Here is a 20122-nt window from a genome sequence, read left to right as displayed (position 1 = left end):
CCCTATTCGCTGGAGGCGGGGGCCATGTCGGAGTGGCCCGCGGAGTTCTGTGTGGCGCTGGCGCCGGTGCCGACCGCCTGGTTGCCGACGATGCTCGTGCCGCCCTGCTGGATGATGCCCTGATTGACGATGGTCTGCTGCTGGCTGCGGAAGTCGGTGGTGTCGAAACCGCGCGAGTCGAGGAACTTGCGGATGATGGCCAAGGTGTGGAGTTGGACCGACGAGGTGATCCGCTCGGCATCGATGACCTGGAAATAGTTGTGATATGTGGAGCTCAGCGCCATTTCCCGGATGCTGACCCGCGCGCCGAGGTCGTACATCGGGTCCTGCTTCATGGCCGCCAGTTCGTGCTCCATCCGCTTGGCCTGCCGGCGCTCGAAGCGGGCGTGGTCCAGTGCTCTGAACGGCGCCCCGAAGAGCGTCGTGCCGGTGCGGGAAAGAGCTTCGATCAGCACTTCTCGCCGCCGCTCCGGGGTGAGCGGGTCGCGCAGGCGGTCCACGAGGTGGTAGTCGGCGACGACCGGGCCGAGCACGTGGTTGCTGCACTGCAGGTGCAGCGTGTCGCCCACGGTCGAGAAATGCAGGAAGACGCTCGGCACCACGTCCCCGCCCCAGAGCGGGAGGTGCACCGCGAGGTAGTGGCGGACCGTCCCGGTCGGATTCAGGATGATCTCGTGGACCGCGTCGGACGACAGCCGCATGACCGGGGCCAGGGCGTAGATGCTCATGAACCGTTCGTCGTCGCCGATCGTCGCGCCGTCGGCGAACACCCGGTCCTCGATGAGGAGGGACCCGGAGGCCCCCGCGTCCCCCGTCCCGGGGGCGCCGTCGCGCTCGACGGCCGCGCCGAGCCGGTCGCGTACGTGATCGACGAGTTCGGCGACGGAGAACGGCGTCGGAGCGTCGGGGCGCGGGACCCCGGCCGGACGTTCGGCGGGCAGGAGCGGAACGGCCAGCCTCCAACTGGAGTGGGCGTTCGCGAAGCCCATGAACGGCGTGTACCCGCTGTACACGGTGACGTTTCCGTCCTGCGCCTGCCTGATCGCGGCGAGGCGGTCCTTGATCCAGTCTCTCCGCGGGACGAGCGGCAGGGCCGGACAAGCGAACGCCTCGCGACTCAGGGAGGTGCGCAGAAGCTCGTCGGTGGCGAGGTCGTACCGCATCATCGTCATGGACGCGTACAGCGCCGCCCCGACGGACGCGAGCACGGCCGGGACGCCGAACATGTACATGCCGAACAGCCAGCTCAGAATGCTGTTCAGATGCAGTTGCGAGAACATGGCGACGAGCATGAAGGCGACGAGCACGATCCATCCGGCCTGGAACCCGACGCGCAGTAGCGCGCGCTCGTCGGGCTGGCGCCGGCCGCGGGCGCCGAGGGTCCGCTGGCGGTCCGCCTGACCGACGGCGGACGCCAGGAACGCGACGAACAGCAGCCACAGCGGTGCGAACAGGGCCACGACCCCGAAGGCGCCCGCCAGCTTCAAGTCGCGCGGGTACCGGATCTCCCGTGCGGCCAGGCAATGGCGGGCCACCGCCTCCAGATCGACGTCGGGGGAGGGGGCCACGGCGCTGATCTCGTCGGCCAGCACCTCCTCCACCACCCGATCGGCGAACTTCTCATCGAGGTAGGCCGCGGCGCATAAATAGCGGGTGACGTCGCCCTGAACGCTCCCGACCGGCGCTCGCACCTGTGTGGTCGTCATGCCGACCCCTCTCTTTCCTGGACGAATCGGCGCCCTCGCGGCGCCGATGGACGTGCCGGCGCGTCGTCCCGGCGGCCCGACCGTCAGGAAGGCGAGGAGCGCGCCGACCGGCAGGCCGAATACGAGACCCGGCAGCGATAAAACATAAATGAGGAACAGTTGCGGAGGGGCGGAAAGGCTGCAAAGGGCATGGTCAAGGTCGGAGGAATAGGTCTGACCAGTACCGATGGTAGTACGCCCGCGGCGAGGCGATGCGGCCAATTGAGGACGCGGTTGTTCGGTGGCGTACCACTCGATGCCCGTTTCCTCCCGAATGCGGCGTGCCGGGTATATGCGGGAGCCCCCTGTTCGGGAACAGGGGGCTCCGGGCGGATCGGTCAGCAGAGGCCGCGCGGGTTCGACGTGCGGCAGTGGTTGCGGACGAAGCGGTTCGTCCTGCTGCCGCTCTTGTCGACCAGGTCGAACGGCTCGTTGCCGTGGAGCCGGTTCTTCTTGATCAGGTTGTCGCGGGCCGGGCGGCTCTGCGGCGGGACGCCGCGGAACAGGACGATGCCCCCGGAGTAGGGGAGCCTGCCCCGGTTGTCGGTGACCGTGTTCCGCTCGACGGCGTTGTGGTCGCCGCCGAAGAAGAGGATGCCGGTTCCGCCGAGCGCGGGGACGGGCCCGTGCGCCGCGCAGGAGCGGTTGTTCTTCGTGACGTGGTTCTTCCAGACCAGGTTGTTGCCCTGGCCGGTGCGCTGGCCGTCGTCGACGAGCGCGACGCCGACGCAGTTGTAGGCGATCGAGTTGTCGTGCACGAGGACGTGCCGCGCGTGCCGGACGAGCACTCCGAGCGTGTTGCCGGTGGAGTGGTTGTCGGCCACCTCGGTGCCGCGCGCGTCGGCGGTGTCGCCGACGTAGAGGCCCGCGTCGTCCTTGTTGTCGACGGCCCAGTTCCAGCGGAAGCGCCCGCGGGTGGAATTGAACTCCGCGATGCCGTATTCGCCGTTGTCCCGGGCGAGGACGCTCAGCACCGACAGGCGGTCGGTGTAGATGCCGAAAACGCCGGTGTCCGCGAAATCGCGGACGACGAGGTTCCGGATCGTCACGCCGCTGACGGGATGTCCGGCCCGGCCGACGACGCAGATCCCCATTCCGGGGTGCTTGGCCCTCGCGCAGTGGTCGGTGCCGCCGGGGCGCAGGATCGTCCGGTTGCCCTCGCCCTGGATCGTGAGGCGTTTGCGGACGATGACGCCCCCGTCGTAGTGGCCGGCCTTGAGCTTGATGACGTCGCCCGGTCTGGCCCGGTCGACGGCCCGCTGGATCGAGTGCCCGGGCGGGACGACGTGCACGCGGGCGCGCGGCGCCGCTGCCTCGGCCGACGGCGTGATCCCGGCGATTCCCGCCAGGGCGGCCGTTGTTCCGAGCGCGGCCGCAATAGTCCGCCTCATTCCTTTTCCCCCGATTCTTTGGCACGCGCGGGGTCCATGGCCCCGCGCGGCAACGGAATTCCTAGATCATCTTGAACCCGCAACGCTATTCCGTTGATGTACGTGAAGTAAAACATTCCGAGGGTCTTTTGAATGGGCGGCGAGGTGTGCCGATTTTCCGGGAAGGGGAGAATTGTCGAACCGGCCCGGCGGGCGTGACGTGCGTCACGGGCCGGGCCACGCGGTTTACATGCCGTTCACAAACGGGCAACAGGTCCGAAATGCCTGGTTGGCACCGTGAGACCCAGCCGAAACCGCCCGAAGGGACCGACGTTGAGCTACAAGGCCGAGTACATCTGGATCGACGGCACCGAGCCGACCGCGCGGCTGCGGTCGAAGACGAGGATCCTCGCCGACGGAGCCGACCTCCCGGACTGGGGCTTCGACGGGTCCAGCACGAACCAGGCGCCGGGCGACCGCTCCGACTGCGTCCTCAAGCCGGTCTTCACCTGTCCCGACCCGATCCGGGGCGGGGACAACAAGCTCGTCCTGTGCGAGGTGTACCTCGTGGACGGGACGCCCCACGAGACCAACACCAGGGCCAAGCTCCGTCCCGTCGCCGAGCAGTACGCCGGCCAGGACTCCTGGTACGGGATCGAGCAGGAGTACACGTTCTTCAAGGACGGCCGCCCCCTCGGCTTCCCCGAGCGCGGCTACCCGGCCCCGCAGGGCTTCTACTACTGCGGCGTGGGCTCCGACGAGGTGTTCGGCCGCGAGATCGTCGAGCGGCACCTGGACGCCTGCCTCGACGCCGGGCTGAAGATCTCCGGGATCAACGCCGAGGTCATGCCGGGGCAGTGGGAGTTCCAGATCGGCCCGGCGGGCCCGGTCGAGGTCGGCGACCACATGTGGATCGCCCGCTGGCTGCTGTACCGCATCGCCGAGGACCACGACGTCTCCGCCACCCTGGACCCGAAGCCGGTCGAGGGCGACTGGAACGGCGCGGGCGCGCACACGAACTTCTCGACCAAGGCCATGCGCGAGGGCTACGACGCGATCATCACGGCGTGCGAGGCGCTCGCGGCGAAGGCGGACGAGCACCTGGCCGGGTACGGCGCGGACATCGAGCGCCGGCTGACCGGCATGCACGAGACGGCGGCGTGGAGCGAGTTCAGCTACGGCGTGTCGGACCGGGGCGCCTCCGTGCGGATCCCGTGGCAGGTCGAGGTCGACAAGCGCGGCTACATCGAGGACCGGCGGCCGAACGCCAACGTCGACCCGTACACGGTGACCCGGCTGATCACCGGCACCTGCTGCGCGGCGCTGGAGCGGGCCGGGCAGGTCTGACCGGACGAGGCCACGGCCCCCGAGGGAGCGCTCGCTCCCCTGGGGGCCGTCGTGTTTTCCCAGGTCAGTGGGTATGACTGGCCGTCCGTCCAGGCGAGGCGGTGCGGCAAGCATCGGCAAAATGTCAGCTTGAGGGAGTTCCGCCCCACGGTGCCGGGTAGCACCCCTACGTTCGCACCGGGGGAGGAGAAGATGCCCGATTCGTCGTTCGGGCGGTACTCCGGCGGCCCGCACGGCAGGCGCGCCGGCCGTCCCGCGCCACGGCCCTGGGAACGGTCGATCCGGTGTCCCGCCACGGCGCGGCGGCGCCCGCCGGAGACGGCCCCGGCCCGGCGCTACCAGGACTACGTCGCGCTGCACGAGCGGATCTCCGCCGCCGCCGGGCCGCCGCTGCGCCCGCTCTGGTGGACGGGCGTCTGCGCCGCGCTGACCGCGGGCATGCTGGGGTTCGCCGCGGTGGTCGGGCTGCGCACGACGTTCGGGACGGAGGTCCCGGTGTTCGCGGGCGGGCACGCCGCCGCCGCGCCCGCCGCGACGAGCTACGCGCTGTGCGCGATGGCGGGAACGATCCAGGCGACCGCGCTGATGCACCTGCTGCTCGCGTCGGCGGCGCGCCCGGTCCGGGCGTTCGCGTGGATCGGCGGGTTCGCCGTCCTGCTGCTCGCGATCCTGCCGCTGACGATGAACGGGCCGTTCGACGCGGCGCTCGCGACGTCCGGGCTCAACCTCGTCGGCGGGACGGCGGTGGTGGTGCTGCTGTCCGCCGTGGTGGCGGGCACCCGGCCGTTCACCTGGGAGTCCGGCCCCCGGCCCCGCCGCCGCGGGCCCCGCTTCCGCTGAGCGCGCCGCCCCTCAGGGGACGACGGTCACCGGCCAGCGGCCCGTCCGGACCAGGCGGACGGCGACCGACCCGATCAGCCGGTGCCCGGCCTGCGCCGACGCGCCGACCACGACGACGTCCGCGCGGGACTCGTCGGCGACGCGGGCGAGCACCGTGTACGGGTCGCCGGACTCGGTGACGAACTCGTACCGGACGTCGGCGCGCCCGGCGGCCTCCTCCAGGTTGCGGCGCAGGTCGGCGGCGACGTCGTCGGCGGTCTCCCGCATCGCGGCCGCGCCGCCGGGGGTGAGCGCCGACAGCGACGACACCGACGCCACGTGCACCGCGATCAGCCGCGCCCCGTTGCGGCGCGCGAGGCCCCAGGCGTAGGCGCCCGCGCGCAGCGACGTCTCGGACCCGTCCACGCCGGCCACGATCACCTTCGGCCCGTCGACGCCGTACTCGAACCCCAATGCGATCACCTCGGCGCCAGCGTAACGACCCCCGCCCGCACGGCCCGCCCGCGAGCCCCGCTCAGGCGCGGGTGAAGCGGTCGAGGAGGTCGTCGAGGGCGAGGGAGCCGTCGTCCAGGGCCGCGTACATGTCGTCGACCTCGGGGTAGCCGAGTTCGCGCGCCACCGCGAGGGAGTCGCCGCGGGCCTCGGCGGAGAGCAGGTCGACGCTCCGCCGGGCGAGGGCGCGGACGAGGCGGCGGCGGCCCGCGTCCGCGGCCTCCTCGGCGCGCCGCCGGGCGAGGCGCTGCTGGATGTGGACGCGCGCGGGCACCGTGACCGCGAAGCCGAGCCAGTCCTCGGACGGCGTCCCGCCCGGGTCGGTGAGGATCTCGATGACGTTCCCGCTGCGGACCTGCACCGACATCGGCGCGAGCCGCCCGTTGACGACGGCGCCGATGCAGCGGTCGCCGATCCGCGGGCCGAGCGCGTAGGCGAAGTCGAGCGCGGTCGCCCCGGCGGGCAGCGGGACGATGTCGCCGTCGGGGGTGAACGCGGCGACGTTCCCGGCGGCGAGGTCGGCGCGCAGCCGGTCGAGGAACTCGCCGGACGGCGCGTCCGACTGCCAGGCGAGCAGGCGGCTCAGCCAGACGAGGTCGCGCCGCTCGGTGACCGCAGCGCCCGCGCCCGCGTCCCGGATGTGGGCGACGATCCCGTACTCGGCGACCGGGTGCATCGCCCGGCTCCGGATGATGACCTCGAACGGGTCGCCGTCCGGGCTGATCACGCGGGTGTGCAGCGACCGGTACAGGTTGTCCTTCGGCGTGGCGATGAAGTCGCGGACCTGTCCGGCCACCGGGTGGAGCGCGGCGTGCACGGCTCCGAGGGCGATGTAGCAGTCGCGTTCGGCGCCGTCCACGAGCAGCAGCAGCCGCGCCGCCTCGCAGGGCCGCAGCCCCGCGAGGTCGCCGCCGGACGTCTGGTGCACCGCGTACAGGTGCGACGGCCTGACCCGCACCTCCGCCGCGACCCCGTGCTCGGCGAGGGACGCGCCGAGCAGCGCCGTCGCCGGCCCGAACGCCTGATCGGCGCCGCGCAGGGCGCGCCGGACGGCCCGCGCGGTCGCGGCGTGCGCGCGGGGGTCGCGGGCGGCGAACGCGAGGTCGTCCATCTCCCGCTTGAGGACGTGGATGCCGAGCCGCTCCGCGAACGGGACGAGCAGCTCGTGCGACGCCTTCGCGATCCGCGCCCGCTTGTGCGGCGACTGGAAGCCGAGCGTGCGCAGGTTGTGCAGCCGGTCCGCCAGCTTGATCACCAGGACCCGCAGGTCGGCGGCCGCGGCCAGCACGATCTTCCGGAACGTCTCGGCCTCGGCCCGGTCGCCCCACCGCTCGCCGTCGAGCTTCGTCACGCCGTCGACCAGGACCGCGATCTCCTCGCCGAACTCGGCGCGCAGCTCCCCGAGCGTGTACGGGGTGTCCTCGACGGTGTCGTGCAGCAGCGCGGCGACGAGGGTCCGGGTGTCGAGGCCCATCCCGGCGAGGATCAGCGCGACGGCCAGCGGGTGGGTGATGTACGGGGCGCCCGACTTGCGGAGCTGCCCGCGGTGCAGCCGCTCCGCGACCGCGTACCCGCGCAGCAGCTCCGCCTCGTCCGCGCCCGGGCAGGCGGCCCGGTGCGCGGCCAGCAGCGGCGCGAGGGCGGCCCGCACGGGGTCCGGGCCGCCGGACGCCTCCCCTCGGCGCGCCGGCGGCCGGAGCCGTCCGATCGCCGGAATGAGCGTCGCCATCACGCACCCACCTGGCCCGACGCCCGTCGCAACGCCGCTACGGGCTGTGACCGCCATTATGCGGGAAATTCTCTGCCGAGGCGAGACCCTGGTCAGCGGCGTCCCACAGCGGCCAGGCAGCCGGGGCCGCCCGCGATTGGCGGAAGGCCGGAATCCCCATTGAGGGTCAACAGACGGTTCAAAGTCCTTTGCGGCGCCGCCACGGGCGGGCCCGGTGGTGTGTCGTCCCGGTTTCCGGGCGGTCACCGACCGTAGTCTGGCGCACCGTTGTCACGGGCCCGCGGAGGGCCGGCGTACGTCGGGGGGCAGTGCATTGGCGGCGGACGAGTACGGACAGTGGCCGGGAGACCGCCCCCGGCCCGCGACCCGGCCCGGAGCCATCGGGGTGACCCCGTTCGGCCGTCCCGTGCCGGGGCTCGCCGTGGCGGTCGCGCGGGCGGGCGGGACCGGGGTGCTCGACCTCGGCGCCGACCGGGCGGCCGCGCTCACCGCGCTCGCGGACGTGCGGCGCTGGTGGACGGGCACGTTCGGGGTCCGTGTCCCGGCCGGGTGCCGGGTGCGTCCCGGCGAGCTGCCGGACGCGGTGGACACCGTCCTCGTCGACGCCCCGCTGCTGCGCCCGGACGGCCTCGTCGACCTCGCCGGGTTCGCCCGCGGCCGCCGCCTGGTCGTCGAGGTCGTCGGGCCGGCGGAGGCCGCCGCCGCGCTGCACGTCGCTCGCGGCCTCGGCGGGGACGTCGCGCTGATCGCGCGCGGCTCGGAGGCGGGCGGGCGCGTCGGCGGGCTGAGCACATTCGTGCTGCTCCAGCGGCTGCTGGCGGACCCGTCGGTGGACGTCCCCGTGTACGCGGCGGGCGGGATCGGCGCGCACTCGGCCGCGGCGGCGGTCGCGGGCGGCGCGGCCGGGGTCGTCCTCGACGTGCAGCTCGCGCTCGTCCGGGAGATGGACCTGCCCGCCGGCGTCGTGTCCGCGCTGACGGCGATGGACGGCGGCGAGACCGCAGTCGTGGACGGCCACCGCGTCTACACGCCTCCGGCGGCCGGCCCGTCCGCCCCGGCGAGGCTGGGCGCGCAGCCGCTCCCGGTGGGGCAGGACGGGCCGCTCGCCGCCGCGCTCGGCGGCCGCTACAAGACGGCCGGGGGAGTGGTGCGGGCCGTCCTGGACGCGATCGACGCGCACCTGCGCGCCGCCGTCCGCGCCGAGCCGCTCGCCCGCCGGGACGGCGCCGACCCGGTCGTCGTCCAGGGGCCGATGGCGCACGTCAGCGACGGTTCGGCGTTCGCGGGCGCGGTCGCGCAGGACGGCGGCCTGCCGTTCCTCGCGCTCGCCCGCATGGACGGCGACCGCGTCCGCCACCTGCTCCGCGAGACCGCGTCGCGGCTCGGCGGGCGGCCGTGGGGCGTCGGCGTCCTCGGGTTCGCGCCGCCGGAGGTGCGGGACGCGCAGCTCGCCGCCGTCCGCGAGAGCGCGCCCCCGTACGCGCTGATCGCCGGGGGCGGCCCGGCCGAGGCCGAACCGCTGGAGGCGGCCGGGATCAGGACCTACCTTCACGTGCCGTCGCCCGACCTCCTCGACCGGTACCTCGCGGGCGGCGTCCGCCGGTTCGTGTTCGAGGGCGGCGAGTGCGGCGGCCACGCCGGGCCCCGGGCGAGCCTCCCGCTGTGGGACGCGCAGGTCGAGCGGCTGACGGAGTCCGGGATCGACCCCGCCGAGCTGTCGGTGATGTTCGCGGGCGGGATCCACGACGAGCGGTCCGCCGCGATGGCGGCGGCGCTCGCCGGGCCGCTCGCGGAGCGGGGCGCGGACGTCCGCGTGCTGATGGGCACCGCGTACCTGTTCACGTCCGAGGCGGTGGCGGCGGGCGCGATCCTGCCCGGCTTCCAGGACGTCGCGCTCGGCTGCGACACGACGGTGCTGCTGGAGACGTCCCCCGGACACGCCGTCCGCTGCGCCCGTACCCCCTACGTCGACACGTTCTACGACACCCGCCGCGAGCTGGAGCAGGCCGGGACGCCGCCGCAGGAGGTGCGGCGACGCCTGGAGAAGCTGAACCTCGCCCGCCTCCGCGTCGCCGGCAAGGGGTTGCGCCGCGCCACGCCGGTGGACGCGGCGGCGCAGCGGTCGGACGGCATGTTCATGATGGGCGAGGTCGCCGCGCTGCGGACGGCGACCACCGGCGTCGCGGCGCTGCACGAGCAGGTGACGTCCGGCGCGACCGCCTTCCTCGCCGCCCGCGCCGCCGAGCTGGGCGTGGGGCGCTCCGCCCCGGCGGCCCCGGCGCGCCCGGTCGACGTCGCGATCATCGGGATCGGGTGCGTGCTGCCCGGCGCGGCCGACGCGGACGCCTACTGGGCGAACGTCGTCGGCGGCGTCGACTCGGTCACCGAGGTCACCCGCTGGGACCCGGAGATCTACCACGGCCCGTCCGGGGAGGAGAGGACGCCGTCGAAGTGGGGCGGGTTCGTCCCGGACGTGCCGTTCGACGCGCTCGCCCACGGGATCGCGCCGGACGCGCTCGGCGGCGTCGAACCGGTGCAACTGCTGGCGCTGGAGGTCGCGGTCCGCGCGCTGCGCGACGCCGGATACGCCGACCGCCCGTTCGACCGCTCGCGGACGTCGGTCGTGTTCGGCGCGGGCGGCGGCGGCGACCTCGGCGACGCCTACGGGATGCGGGCCGCGCTGCCGTCCTACTACGGCGAGGTACCGCCCGCGCTGGACGCCCGGCTCCCGCGCCCCACCGAGCACTCCCTCCCCGGCGCGCTGACCGGCGTGATCGCCGCGCAGATCGCGAACCGGCTCGGCCTCGGCGGCGCGAGCCACACCGTGGACGCCGCGGGCGCCGCGTCCCTCGCCGCGCTCGACGCCGCCTGCAAGGACCTCGCCGCCGGGTCCGGTGACATGGTGCTGTGCGGCGGCGCCGACCTGCGCACCGGCATCCGGGACTACCTGCTGTTCGCGTCGGCCGGGGCGCTGTCGCCGTCCGGGCGGTGCGCGGCGTTCGACGCGTCCGCCGACGGCGTCGCGCTCGGCGAGGGCGCCGCGTGCGTCGTGCTGAAGCGCCTCGCCGACGCCGAGCGCGACGGCGACCGGATCTACGCCGTGGTCAAGTCGGTCGCCGGCGCGGGCGACGGGCACGCCGCTGGGGGACGGCGGCTCGCGCTGGGCCGCGCCTACGAGCGCGCCGGGGTGCCGCCCGCGTCGGTCGGGCTCGTCGAGGCGCACGGCACCGGCGCCGAGGCGGACGACCGCGCCGAGCTGGCCGCGCTGAACGCCGTCTTCGCGGACGCCGCGCCGGGCGCCGTCACGCTCGGCTCGGTCACCTCGCAGATCGGGCACACCGGGTGCGCCGCCGGGCTCGCCGGGCTGATCAAGACCGCGTACGCGCTGCACACCGGCGTCCTGCCGGGGACGCTGCACCTGTCCGAGCCCAACGCCGCGTGGACGCCGGACGGCCCGCTCGCGTTCGGCGCCGCCGCCCGCCCGTGGGCGGTCGCGCCGGGCGAGCGGCACGCGGGGGTGAGCGGGTCGGGGTTCGGCGGGGCGACCTTCCACGCCGTCCTGTCCGGGTACGGCGGGGCGCCGGAGCCGGTGTCCGGCCTCGCGGAGTGGCCCGCGGAGCTGTTCCTGATCCGCGCGGCCGACCGGGCCGCCGCGCGGGACGAGATCGACCGCCTGCTGGCCCTCCTCGACGGCGACGGCGGCCCGCCGCGGCTTCGCGACCTCGCCCGGACGGCCGCCGCGCTGGACGGCCCCGTCCAGGCCGCCGTCGTCGCGACCGGCCCGGACGACCTCCGCCGCGCCCTCACCGCCGCCGCCGAGTTCCGGGCCGAGCCGGGCGTGTTCGTCCCGTCCGGCGAGCCGGGGCAGGTCGCGTTCCTGTTCCCGGGTGAGGGCGGTGAGCGGCCGAACATGCTCGCCGGGTTGTTCGTCGCCTTCCCGCGCCTCCAGCGGCTGCTGCGCCTCGACGGCGGACGGCACGCGCCCGCGATGTTCCCGCCCGCCGCGTTCACCTCCGAGGACGTCCGGCGGCAGGACGCCGCGATCACCGACACGCGGGCCGCGCAGCCCGCCCTCGGCATCGCCGGGCTCGCGGTGCACCGGCTGCTCACCGCGCTCAGCGTCCACCCCGACCTCGCCGCCGGGCACGGCTACGGCGAGCTCGTCGCGCTCTGCGCCGCCGGGGTGTTCGACGACGCGGACCTGATCGAGCTGAGCTCCGCCCGCGCCGAGGCGCTCCTCGCCGCCGCCGGGGACGACCCCGGCGCGATGGCCGCCGTCGCCGCACCGCTGCACGCCGTCCGCGAGCTGCTGGCCGGGTTGCCGGACGTGGTCGTCGCCGGTCATGACGCGCCGCGCCAGGTCGTGATCGCCGGGACGTCCGCCGGGCTGGAGCGGGCGCTCGCCGTCCTGTCCGGGGCGGGTGCGGCGGCGGAGCGGCTGCCGGCGGCGTGCGCGTTCCACAGCCCGCTCGTCGGCGCGGCGTCGGCGGTCCTGCGCGCCGAGCTGGCCCGCCGCGACCTGCGCTCGCCCGCGTTCCCCGTCTGGGCGAACACGACCGCCGCGCCCTACGACGCCGATCCCGCCGAACTGGCCGTGACGCTCGCCGGGCAGCTCGCCACGCCCGTCCGGTTCGTGGAGCAGGTCGAGGCGATGTACGCGGCGGGCGCCCGCGTCTTCGTCGAGGCGGGGCCGGGGCGCGTCCTGACCGGGCTGGTCGGCGAGATCCTCGGGGAGCGTCCGCACACCGCCGTGAGCTGTGACGCGCCCGGCGAGAACGCCCTCACCCGGTTCCTGTACGCGCTGGCCGAACTCGCCGGCGCCGGGGTGCTGGTCGACCCGCTGCCCCTGTTCGCCGGACGGGACGCCCGCGCCCTCTCCGGCACGCCGGCCCCGGCACCCGGCTGGATCGTGAACGGCCATCTCGTCCGGACGGCGGACGGCGGCTACCCGCCGGGCGCGCTCCGTCCCGCCGAGCGCGTCCAGGAGGATGGCGGGTCGCGCGGGTCGGAGGCGGCCGTCCTCGAATACCTGCGCGCGGGACGCGAGATGATCGCCGCGCAGCGCGAGGTCATCCTGCGGCACCTCGGCGCGATCCCGCCCGCCGCGCCGGAGCCGGAGCCGGGTCCCGGGCCCGCCGACGTGCCCGCGCCGCGCCCGGTCCTGCCCGGCGAGACCCTGCCTGGTAAGACACTGCCCGGCGAGACGCTCCCCGGCGAGGCGCTGCCCGCGCCGGTGGAGGCGCCGCGCGACGACTACGCCACCGTCCCCGAAGCGGTCACCGCGCCGACCGGCCACTCCGAGACCATGGCCGAGGCCGTCGCGTTCCCGGCGCCGGTCGTCCCGGCGCAGGCGCCCGGGCCCGAGCCGACGACGCGGCCCGGCGTCGTCCGCCAGGTGCCGCGCGTCGTCGAGCTGGACGCGCTGCCCCGTCCGCCCGAGTCGGGCACCGCGTTCACCGGACGCGGCTTCCAGATCGTGGACGACGGCTGCGGCGTGGCGCTGGAGCTGGCCGTCCTCCTCGAACGGCACGGCGCGCACGCGCGGACCGTGCACGACGTCGAGCCGGACGCCGACCACCGCGACGGGCTCGTCCACCTCGCGGCGCTGCGGCCGGGGGAGCCGGGCGTCCTGCCGCGGGCCTACGGCGGGATCCGCCGCGCGCTGGCGGGCGGGCTGCGCTGGCTCGCCGTCGCGAGCGGCGCGGGCGGGACGTTCGGACGCCGCTTCGCCGGAGGCGGCATCGGCGACCCGGCCCCCGGCGCCGGACTCGGCGGCCTGGCCCGGACGATCGCCCTAGAGCACCCCGAGGTGCACGTCCGGGCCCTGGACGTCGACACCAAGGAAACGCCCCGCGCGATCGCCCAGCGGATCCTCGCCGAACTGCTCAACCCGGACGGCCCGGTCGTCGTCGGGCACGAGGGCGAGCGCCGGAACGGGCTGAGCGTCGTCCCGGCGGACCTGGACGGCGACCCCGTCCCGCCCGTGGAACCGGACGGCGTCGTCCTCCTCACCGGCGGCGCCCGCGGCGTCACCGCGCGCCTCGCCCTCGAACTGGCCCGGACGAGCGGCTGCCACCTGGAGATCATCGGCCGGACGCCGGAGCCCCGCGGCGAGCCCGCGTTCCCCGATGCCCCGGACGAGCCCGCGCTGCGCCGCACGCTCGTCGCCGAGGGGAACCGGCAGCCCGCCGAGATCGAGGCGACGATCCGCACGGTCCTCGTCGAGCGGGAGATGCGGCGGAACCTGGACGCGCTGCGGCGGCACGCGGCGTCCGTCCGCTACCACGCGGCGGACGCGCGCGACCCGAACTCCGTCCGCGGCGTCGTCGACAACGTCTACCTCCGGCACGGGCGGCTCGACGGCGTCGTGCACGGCGCGGGCGTCGTGGAGGAGAGGCTCGTCCGCGACAAGAGCCCCGAGTCGTTCGACCGCGTGTTCCGGACGAAGGTGGACGGCGCGTGCGCGCTGGCCCAGGCCGTCCGTCCCGACCTCGGGTTCCTCGTCGTGCTCGGCAGCGTCGCGGGCGTCCACGGCGGCCGGGGGCAGGCCGACCACGCGGCGGCGAACGACGCCTGCGACACGCTCGCGCACGTCTGGCGGACGCGGCTGCGCGGCCGCGTCCTCGTCGCCGACTGGGGCCCGTGGGCGGGCGGCGGCCCGGCGGCGCCGGAACCGGCGCGGCGCGGCACCGGCCTGATCGACCCGGACGCGGGCGCCGCCGCCCTCCTCCGCGAGATCGCGCACGGCCACGAGACGCAGGTCGTGTTCACGGGGGCCGTCCGGTGAACCGCCGGGCGGACGCGGCGCGCGAGCCGATCGCGATCGTCGGCGCCGGGGCGGTGTTCCCCGGCGCGGGGTCGGCGGCCGAGCTGTGGCGCAACGTCCTCGCCGGGGTCGACGCGATCACCGACGTCCCGGCCGGGCGCTGGGACCCGGCCCTCTACTACGACCCGGACGCCTACGACCGCGCCCCGGAGAGCGACCGGTTCTACTGCAAGCGCGGCGGGTTCGTCGACGAGCACGCCACCGTCGACCCGGCCCGGCTCGGGATCACGCCCGCCGCCGTCCCCGGGATGGAGCCCGACCAGTTGCTCGCGCTGCGCGCGGCGGCCGCCGCGATCGCCGACGCGGGCGGCGACGAGCGGCTGCCCGACCGGTCCGGGATCGGCGTGGTCGTCGGGCGCGGCGGCTACATCACCCCGGGCGTGGCGCGGTTCGACCAGCGGGTCAGCATGTCGCATCAGGTCGCGGGGGTGCTCGCGGAACTGGTGCCGGAACTCGGCCCCCGGCGGCTGGAGGAGATTCGGCGCGCGTTCCGCGACCGGCTCGCCCCGGACGGGCCGGACGCGCCGACCGGGCTCGTCCCGAGCTTCGCCGCGTCCCGCATCGCGAACCGGTTCGACCTGCGCGGCCCCGCCTACACGCTGGACGCGGCGTGCGCGTCGTCGCTGCTCGCCGTCGAGCACGCGGTGCGGGCGCTGCGCAGCGGGCAGGCCGACGCGATGCTGGCGGGGGCCGTGCACCACGCGCACCACGTCACGGTGTGGAGCGTGTTCAGCCAGCTCCGCGCGCTGAGCCCGTCCGGGACCATCCGCCCGTTCGACCGGTCGGCGGACGGCACGCTCCTCGCGGAGGGCACCGGGATCGTCCTGCTCAAGCGCCTGTCGGACGCCGAACGCGCCGGGGACCGCGTCCACGCGGTGATCGTCGGGGTCGGGTCGTCCAGCGACGGCCGCGCGACGAGCATCATGAGCCCGCTCGTGGACGGCCAGGTCCTCGCCGTGGAGCGGGCCTGGCGGGACGCGGGCCTCGACCCGGCCGAGCCCGGCGCGGTCGGCCTGATCGAGGCGCACGGCACCGCGACCCCGGCGGGCGACGAGGCGGAGCTCGCGACGCTGCGCCGCGTCTTCGGCGCGGACGGCCCGCCGATCGGGCTCGGCACGGTCAAGTCGATGATCGGGCACCCGATGCCCGCCGCCGGGATCGCCGGGCTGATCAAGGCCGCGTACGCGCTGCGCGACGGCGTCCTGCCGCCGACCCTGCACGTGGACGACCCGCACCCGGCGCTTGCGGACGGCCGCCTGCGGCCCCTCCGGGAGGCCGCCGAGTGGGAGCGCGGACCGGGTCCGCGCCGCGCCGTGGTCGACGCGTTCGGGTTCGGCGGCGCGAACGCGCACGTCGTCCTGGAGGAGCCGCCGTCGTGCCGCGCCCGGCGACGCCGCCCGCCCGACCCGCCACCGGCGTCGTCGTCGGAGGAGGGCGTGCTCCGGCTCGCCGCCCGGACGGCGGAGGAGCTGGCCGCCGCGCTCGCCGTCCCCGACGAGGAGCTGCTCGCGCGGGCGTCGGACGACCCGCCCGACCTGCCGTGCCGCCTCGCCATCGTCGCGCCGACCCCGCGCAGGCTCGACCTCGCGCGGGCGGTCGTCCAGCGCGGGACGCCGTGGCGCGGACGCAGCGACGTGTGGTTCGCGCCCCGCCCGCTGCTCGCCGAGGGCGGGCGGCTGGCCTTCCTCTTCCCCGGTTTCGAGCCCGCCTTCGACCCCCGCGTGGACGACGTCGCCGCGCGCTTCGGCCTCCCGCGCCCCGCCCTCACCGGACGCACCGACCTGCCCGGACACGCCGCCGACGTGCTGGGCGTCGGCCGCCTGCTCGCCGCCGCGCTCGCCGGACTCGGCGTCGAGCCGGACGTCGTCGCGGGCCACGGCGTCGGCGAATGGACGGCGATGACCGTCGCCGGGATGTGCGACCCGGACGCGGTGGAGGCGTTCGTCCGCTCCCTCGGCGGGGAGGCGCCGGACGTCCCCGACGTCCTCTACGCGGCGCTCGGCTGCGGCGCGGACCGGGCGGCCGACGCCGTCGCCGGATGCCCCGGCGTCCACGTCAGCCATGACAACTGCCCGCACCAGTCGGTGGTCTGCGGCCCGGCGGACGAGGTGCGCGACGTCCTCGGACGGCTCGCGTCCGAGGGCGTCCTCGGCCAGGAGTTGCCGTTCACACCCGGGTTCCACACGCCGCTGGCGGAGGCGTACGGGAAGCGGGCGCGGCGCTCGTCCGAGGCCCTGCCGGTGCGGGAGCCGCGCGTGCCGGTGTGGTCGGCGACGACGGCCGCGCCGTTCCCGGGGGAGGCCGCCGCCGTCCGCGAGCTGGCCGTGCGGCAGCTGCTCGAACCCGTCCGGTTCAGCGAGCTGGTCGAGGAGCTGTACGGCGCGGCGCACGTCCGGGTGTTCGTGCAGGTCGGGCCGGGCGGCCTCACCGGGTTCGTCGCCGACCGGCTGGACGGGCGCGAGCACCTCGCCATGGCCGCCGCCGTGCCGGAACGCGACGGGACCGCCCAGCTCCGCCGCGTCGTCGCCGCGCTGTGGGCCGAGGGGTACGGGGCGTCCGCGCCGCCGCCCGAGCCCGCCGGGGGCGTCCGGCTCGACCTCGGCACGCCGCTGGTCACGCTGGGCGGCGCCGTCCCGCCGCTGCGCCTCGCGTCCGAGGTGCCGCCGCTGCCCGCCGGCGATCCCGTCCTCGCCGAGCTGGAGGCGCTGCTCAACGACGCGGCGGCCGGGGCGCAGTCCGTCGTGGAGGCGTTCGGCGGCGGACCCGCCGTGGGCGCCGCGGTGCCGCCGCCGGGGCCCGCCGAGCTGTCGGCGTCCCGGGTCTTCTCGCTGGACGCCATGCCCTACCTCGCCGACCACTGCGTGTTCCCGCAGGCCCCCGGCTGGCCCGACCCGTCGGACCGGTTCCCGATCGTCCCGCTGGCGACGCTGCTCGAGGTCATGGGGGAGACGGCGCGGGAGCTGCTGCCGGACCTGGTGGTCGTCGGGTTCGAGCACGTCCGGGCCGTCCGCTGGGTGGTCGCCGCGCCGCCGACCGCCGCCGACGTCACCGCCTACCTGGTGGACGAGGGCGACCGTCCGCGCAAGGTGAAGGTCGTCATCCAAGGGCACGCCGACGGGACGGTCCTGCTCGCCGAGCGCCACCCGCCGCCGTCCGCGCCGGACCGCACGCCGCTGACCGTCGAGGGCCCCCCGATCGTCACCGCCGAACGGCTGTACGAGGAACGGTGGATGTTCCACGGCCCGCTCTTCCGCGGCATCAAGGAGATCACGGCGCTGGCGGAGGACGGCGTGCGGGCCGTCCTGACCTCGCTGCCCACCCCCGGCGCGCTCCTGGACAGCGCGGGCCAGCTCTGCGGCCACTGGATCCAGGTCTACGGCGACACCAACCAGACCGTGTTCCCGGTGGGGATCGAGCACGTCGCCCTGTACGGGCCGCTGCCGCCCGAAGGCGAACGCCTGGACACGACGATCTGGAACCAGTCCCTGACCGACACGACCATGCGGTGCTCGGCCGAGCTGGTCAGCGAGGACGGGACGGTCTGGGCCCGCGTCGACGGCTGGACGACCCACCGCTTCTACACCGACGAGGCCCTCTGGCGGATGAGGTTCACCGCCGAGGTCTCCGGGACGGGAGAGCCGCAGCCCGGCGGCTGGTGCCTCGCCCGGCGGCGGTGGGACGGCACCGCGTCCCGCGACCTGCTCATGCGCCAGTACCTGCGCGCCGCCGAACGCGCCGAGTACGAGGCCCTGCCGCCGTTCGCGCAGGGGACCTGGCTGCTCGGACGGATCGCGGCCAAGGACGCCGTCCGCGACCACCTCTGGCGCAACGGGCACGGGCCGCTGTTCCCCGCCGAGCTCACCGTTCAGTCGGGCGCGTCCGGACCGGTCGTCACCGGGCCGTTCGACGAGCCCCTCCGGGTCTCGATCGCGTCGGACGCCGAGCTGGGCGTCGCGCTCGTCCGTCCCGGCCGCGAACCGGCGGGCATCGGGCTCGCCCTGAGCGACGCCGACGGGCGGCTCCGCGCGGCCAGGCAGGCGGTGCTCCAGGCCATGGACGCCGGCCGGGCCCGCCCGGAGCTCGTCGTGACCGTCGCCGACGCCGAACGGCTCCTCATCGCCGCGGACGGCACGGTCACGACCGTGGAGACCCGCGAACTCGAAGGACACGTCATCGCCTGGACGGTCGCGTCCGGCGGCACCGACATGGAGGAGGCCCGCGCATGAACCCACCCGCACACGACGTCCTGGCCGAGGTCGTCCGCGCGCTGACCGACGTGGTGGGGGAGGACCTCCCGTGCGCGGAGATCGGCCACGGCACCGCGCTCGGCGGCGACCTCGCCCTGGAGAGCATCGAGTTCGTCGCGCTGGTCGACCGGCTCCGCGCCCGCTACGGCGACCGCGCCGACCTGCCCGGCTTCGTCGCCGGACTCGAACTCGACGAGATCATGAACCTGACCGTGGGTGATGTGGTCGACCACATCGTCGGGCGGCCGTCGGAGGCTCCGGCGGGCGGCGGGACCGCCCGATGAGCCGGCGTAGGCAGGTGCCGTCCCTGCTCGACGACCCCGGGATCCGGCGCGCGAAGACGCCGGAGCGGCGCTTCCTGTTCGCCGTCCCGCCGCTCGCCGGGCACGTCGAGCCGCTCGCCGCGGTCGCCGCCGAGCTGGCGAGGCGCGGCCACAAGGTCGCCTGGACGGGCCACCGCCCGACCCTCGAACGGCTGCTGCGGCCCGGCGCCCGCCTCTTCACCGCACTTGAACCCGACTTCGAGGCCCGCCTGCCCGCCCTCCGCGACCGCCTTCTGGAGCTGCGAGGGTTCGCCGCCCTGCGCTTCCGGTGGGAGGAGTTCGTCGTCCCGCTCGGGCACGCGATGATGCCGGGCGTCGAGAAGGCCGTCGACCGGTTCCGGCCGGACGTGGTCGTCGCGGACCAGACCGTCCTCGCCGCCCCGGTGGCGGCGCGGCTCCGCGAACTCCCGTGGGCGACGTCGGCGGCGACGTCCGCCGAGTTCACCCGCCCCCTCGCGCACGTGCCGAGGGTCGAGGAGTGGGTCCGCGAGCGCATCGCCGACTTCCAGCTCGACCACGGCATCGACGACCTGCTCGACCTGCGGTTCTCCGACCACCTCGTACTGGTCTTCTCCACCGGCGCGCTGGTCGGGGACGTGTCCTTCTTCCCGGACCACTTCGCGTTCGTCGGGCCCGTCCTCGGCCGCCCGGCGCCGAGCGCGTTCCCCTGGGACCGGCTGGACGGAGGTCCCGCCGTCCTCGTCTCGGCGGAGGGGCAGCGGTTCCTCCGGGCCGCCGCCGACGCCGTCCGCGACCTGGACGTCCAGGCGATCCTCGTCGCGCCGCCGGGGACGGTGCCCGACCCGCCGCCGAACGTCCTCGTCCAAGCGCAGATACCGCGCCTCAAACTGCTGGAACGCATGTCCGCCGTCATCTGCCACGGCGCACACGACACGGTCTGCGAGGCCCTGTCGCACGGACTTCCGCTGGTGCTGGCCCCGATCCGCGACGACCAACCGGAGATCGCCCGCCAGGTGGAGGCGGCGGGCGCCGGCGTCAAGACCCGCTTCGCCCGTGTGAACGCAGCCGAGCTCCGCACCGCCCTAACGACCGTCCTTCCGGAAAACGCTCCGCACCGCGCCGCCGCCGCCCGCATCCGCGACGCCATAAGCACCTCGAACGCCCCAGCCGAAGCCGCCGACCGCCTAGAAAAACTGACGTGATCGTGAGTGGGCCGCCGGGGTCGGCGGGCGGGGCGTATCG

At 75.5% G+C, this 20122-nt stretch carries 10 protein-coding genes; 6 read left to right on the top strand and 4 right to left on the bottom strand.

Annotated features, from left to right (window positions below):
- Positions 1–2: 2 nt before the first annotated feature.
- Together FXF68_RS28790 and FXF68_RS28785 are read right to left on the bottom strand one after the other, a co-directional pair.
- A complete protein-coding gene (locus FXF68_RS28790; protein WP_148764555.1) occupies positions 3–1706 on the bottom strand; it encodes a hypothetical protein in 1704 nt (567 codons plus the stop codon).
- 377 nt (positions 1707–2083) lie between these two features.
- Positions 2084–3136 (bottom strand): right-handed parallel beta-helix repeat-containing protein, encoded by a 1053-nt coding sequence (locus FXF68_RS28785; RefSeq protein WP_148764553.1) that lies wholly within the window; start codon positions 3134–3136, stop codon positions 2084–2086.
- Positions 3137–3448: 312 nt separating this feature from the next.
- On the opposite strand from FXF68_RS28785, the gene glnII reads away from it, so the two are divergent.
- Together glnII and FXF68_RS28775 are read left to right on the top strand one after the other, a co-directional pair.
- On the top strand, positions 3449–4462 hold the full coding sequence (glnII, locus tag FXF68_RS28780; protein ID WP_148764551.1) for a glutamine synthetase GlnII: 1014 nt from the start codon (positions 3449–3451) through the stop codon (positions 4460–4462).
- Positions 4463–4654: 192 nt separating this feature from the next.
- A complete protein-coding gene (locus FXF68_RS28775) occupies positions 4655–5302 on the top strand; it encodes a hypothetical protein (RefSeq protein ID WP_148764549.1) in 648 nt (215 codons plus the stop codon).
- Between the two features lie 12 nt (positions 5303–5314).
- Here the strand turns inward: FXF68_RS28775 and FXF68_RS28770 are convergent, their stop codons facing one another.
- On the bottom strand, positions 5315–5764 hold the full coding sequence (locus tag FXF68_RS28770) for a universal stress protein (protein WP_148764547.1): 450 nt from the start codon (positions 5762–5764) through the stop codon (positions 5315–5317).
- 52 nt (positions 5765–5816) lie between these two features.
- Entirely contained in the window at positions 5817–7523 is a 1707-nt protein-coding gene (locus tag FXF68_RS28765; RefSeq protein WP_148764545.1) for a RelA/SpoT family protein, read from the bottom strand.
- A gap of 385 nt (positions 7524–7908) precedes the next feature.
- Here FXF68_RS28765 and FXF68_RS28760 point away from each other — a divergent pair, with 385 nt between their 5' ends.
- Genes FXF68_RS28760 through FXF68_RS28745 form a run of 4 tightly spaced genes read left to right on the top strand, consistent with a single transcriptional unit; the run spans position 7909 to position 20082 of the window.
- Positions 7909–14310 (top strand): type I polyketide synthase, encoded by a 6402-nt coding sequence (locus FXF68_RS28760; RefSeq protein WP_222870125.1) that lies wholly within the window; start codon positions 7909–7911, stop codon positions 14308–14310.
- Positions 14307–18575 carry a beta-ketoacyl synthase N-terminal-like domain-containing protein gene (locus tag FXF68_RS28755; protein WP_148764543.1) on the top strand — a complete coding sequence of 1423 codons (4269 nt, stop codon included), beginning with the start codon at positions 14307–14309 and terminating at the stop codon, positions 18573–18575. The genes FXF68_RS28760 and FXF68_RS28755 overlap by 4 nt, the downstream gene beginning before the upstream one ends.
- Entirely contained in the window at positions 18572–18880 is a 309-nt protein-coding gene (locus FXF68_RS28750; RefSeq protein WP_148764541.1) for an acyl carrier protein, read from the top strand. Before FXF68_RS28755 ends, FXF68_RS28750 begins: the two co-directional genes overlap by 4 nt.
- Complete coding sequence (locus tag FXF68_RS28745; RefSeq protein WP_148764539.1) at positions 18877–20082, top strand: glycosyltransferase; 1206 nt, start codon at positions 18877–18879, stop codon at positions 20080–20082. Before FXF68_RS28750 ends, FXF68_RS28745 begins: the two co-directional genes overlap by 4 nt.
- The last annotated feature ends 40 nt before the right edge of the window (positions 20083–20122 follow it).

Origin of the sequence: Actinomadura decatromicini (assembly GCF_008121305.1) — a bacterium.
GTDB lineage: Bacteria > Actinomycetota > Actinomycetes > Streptosporangiales > Streptosporangiaceae > Spirillospora > Spirillospora syzygii.
The sequence above is the reverse complement of the archived record's forward strand: the minus strand, read 5'-3'. Positions and strand labels throughout refer to the sequence as shown.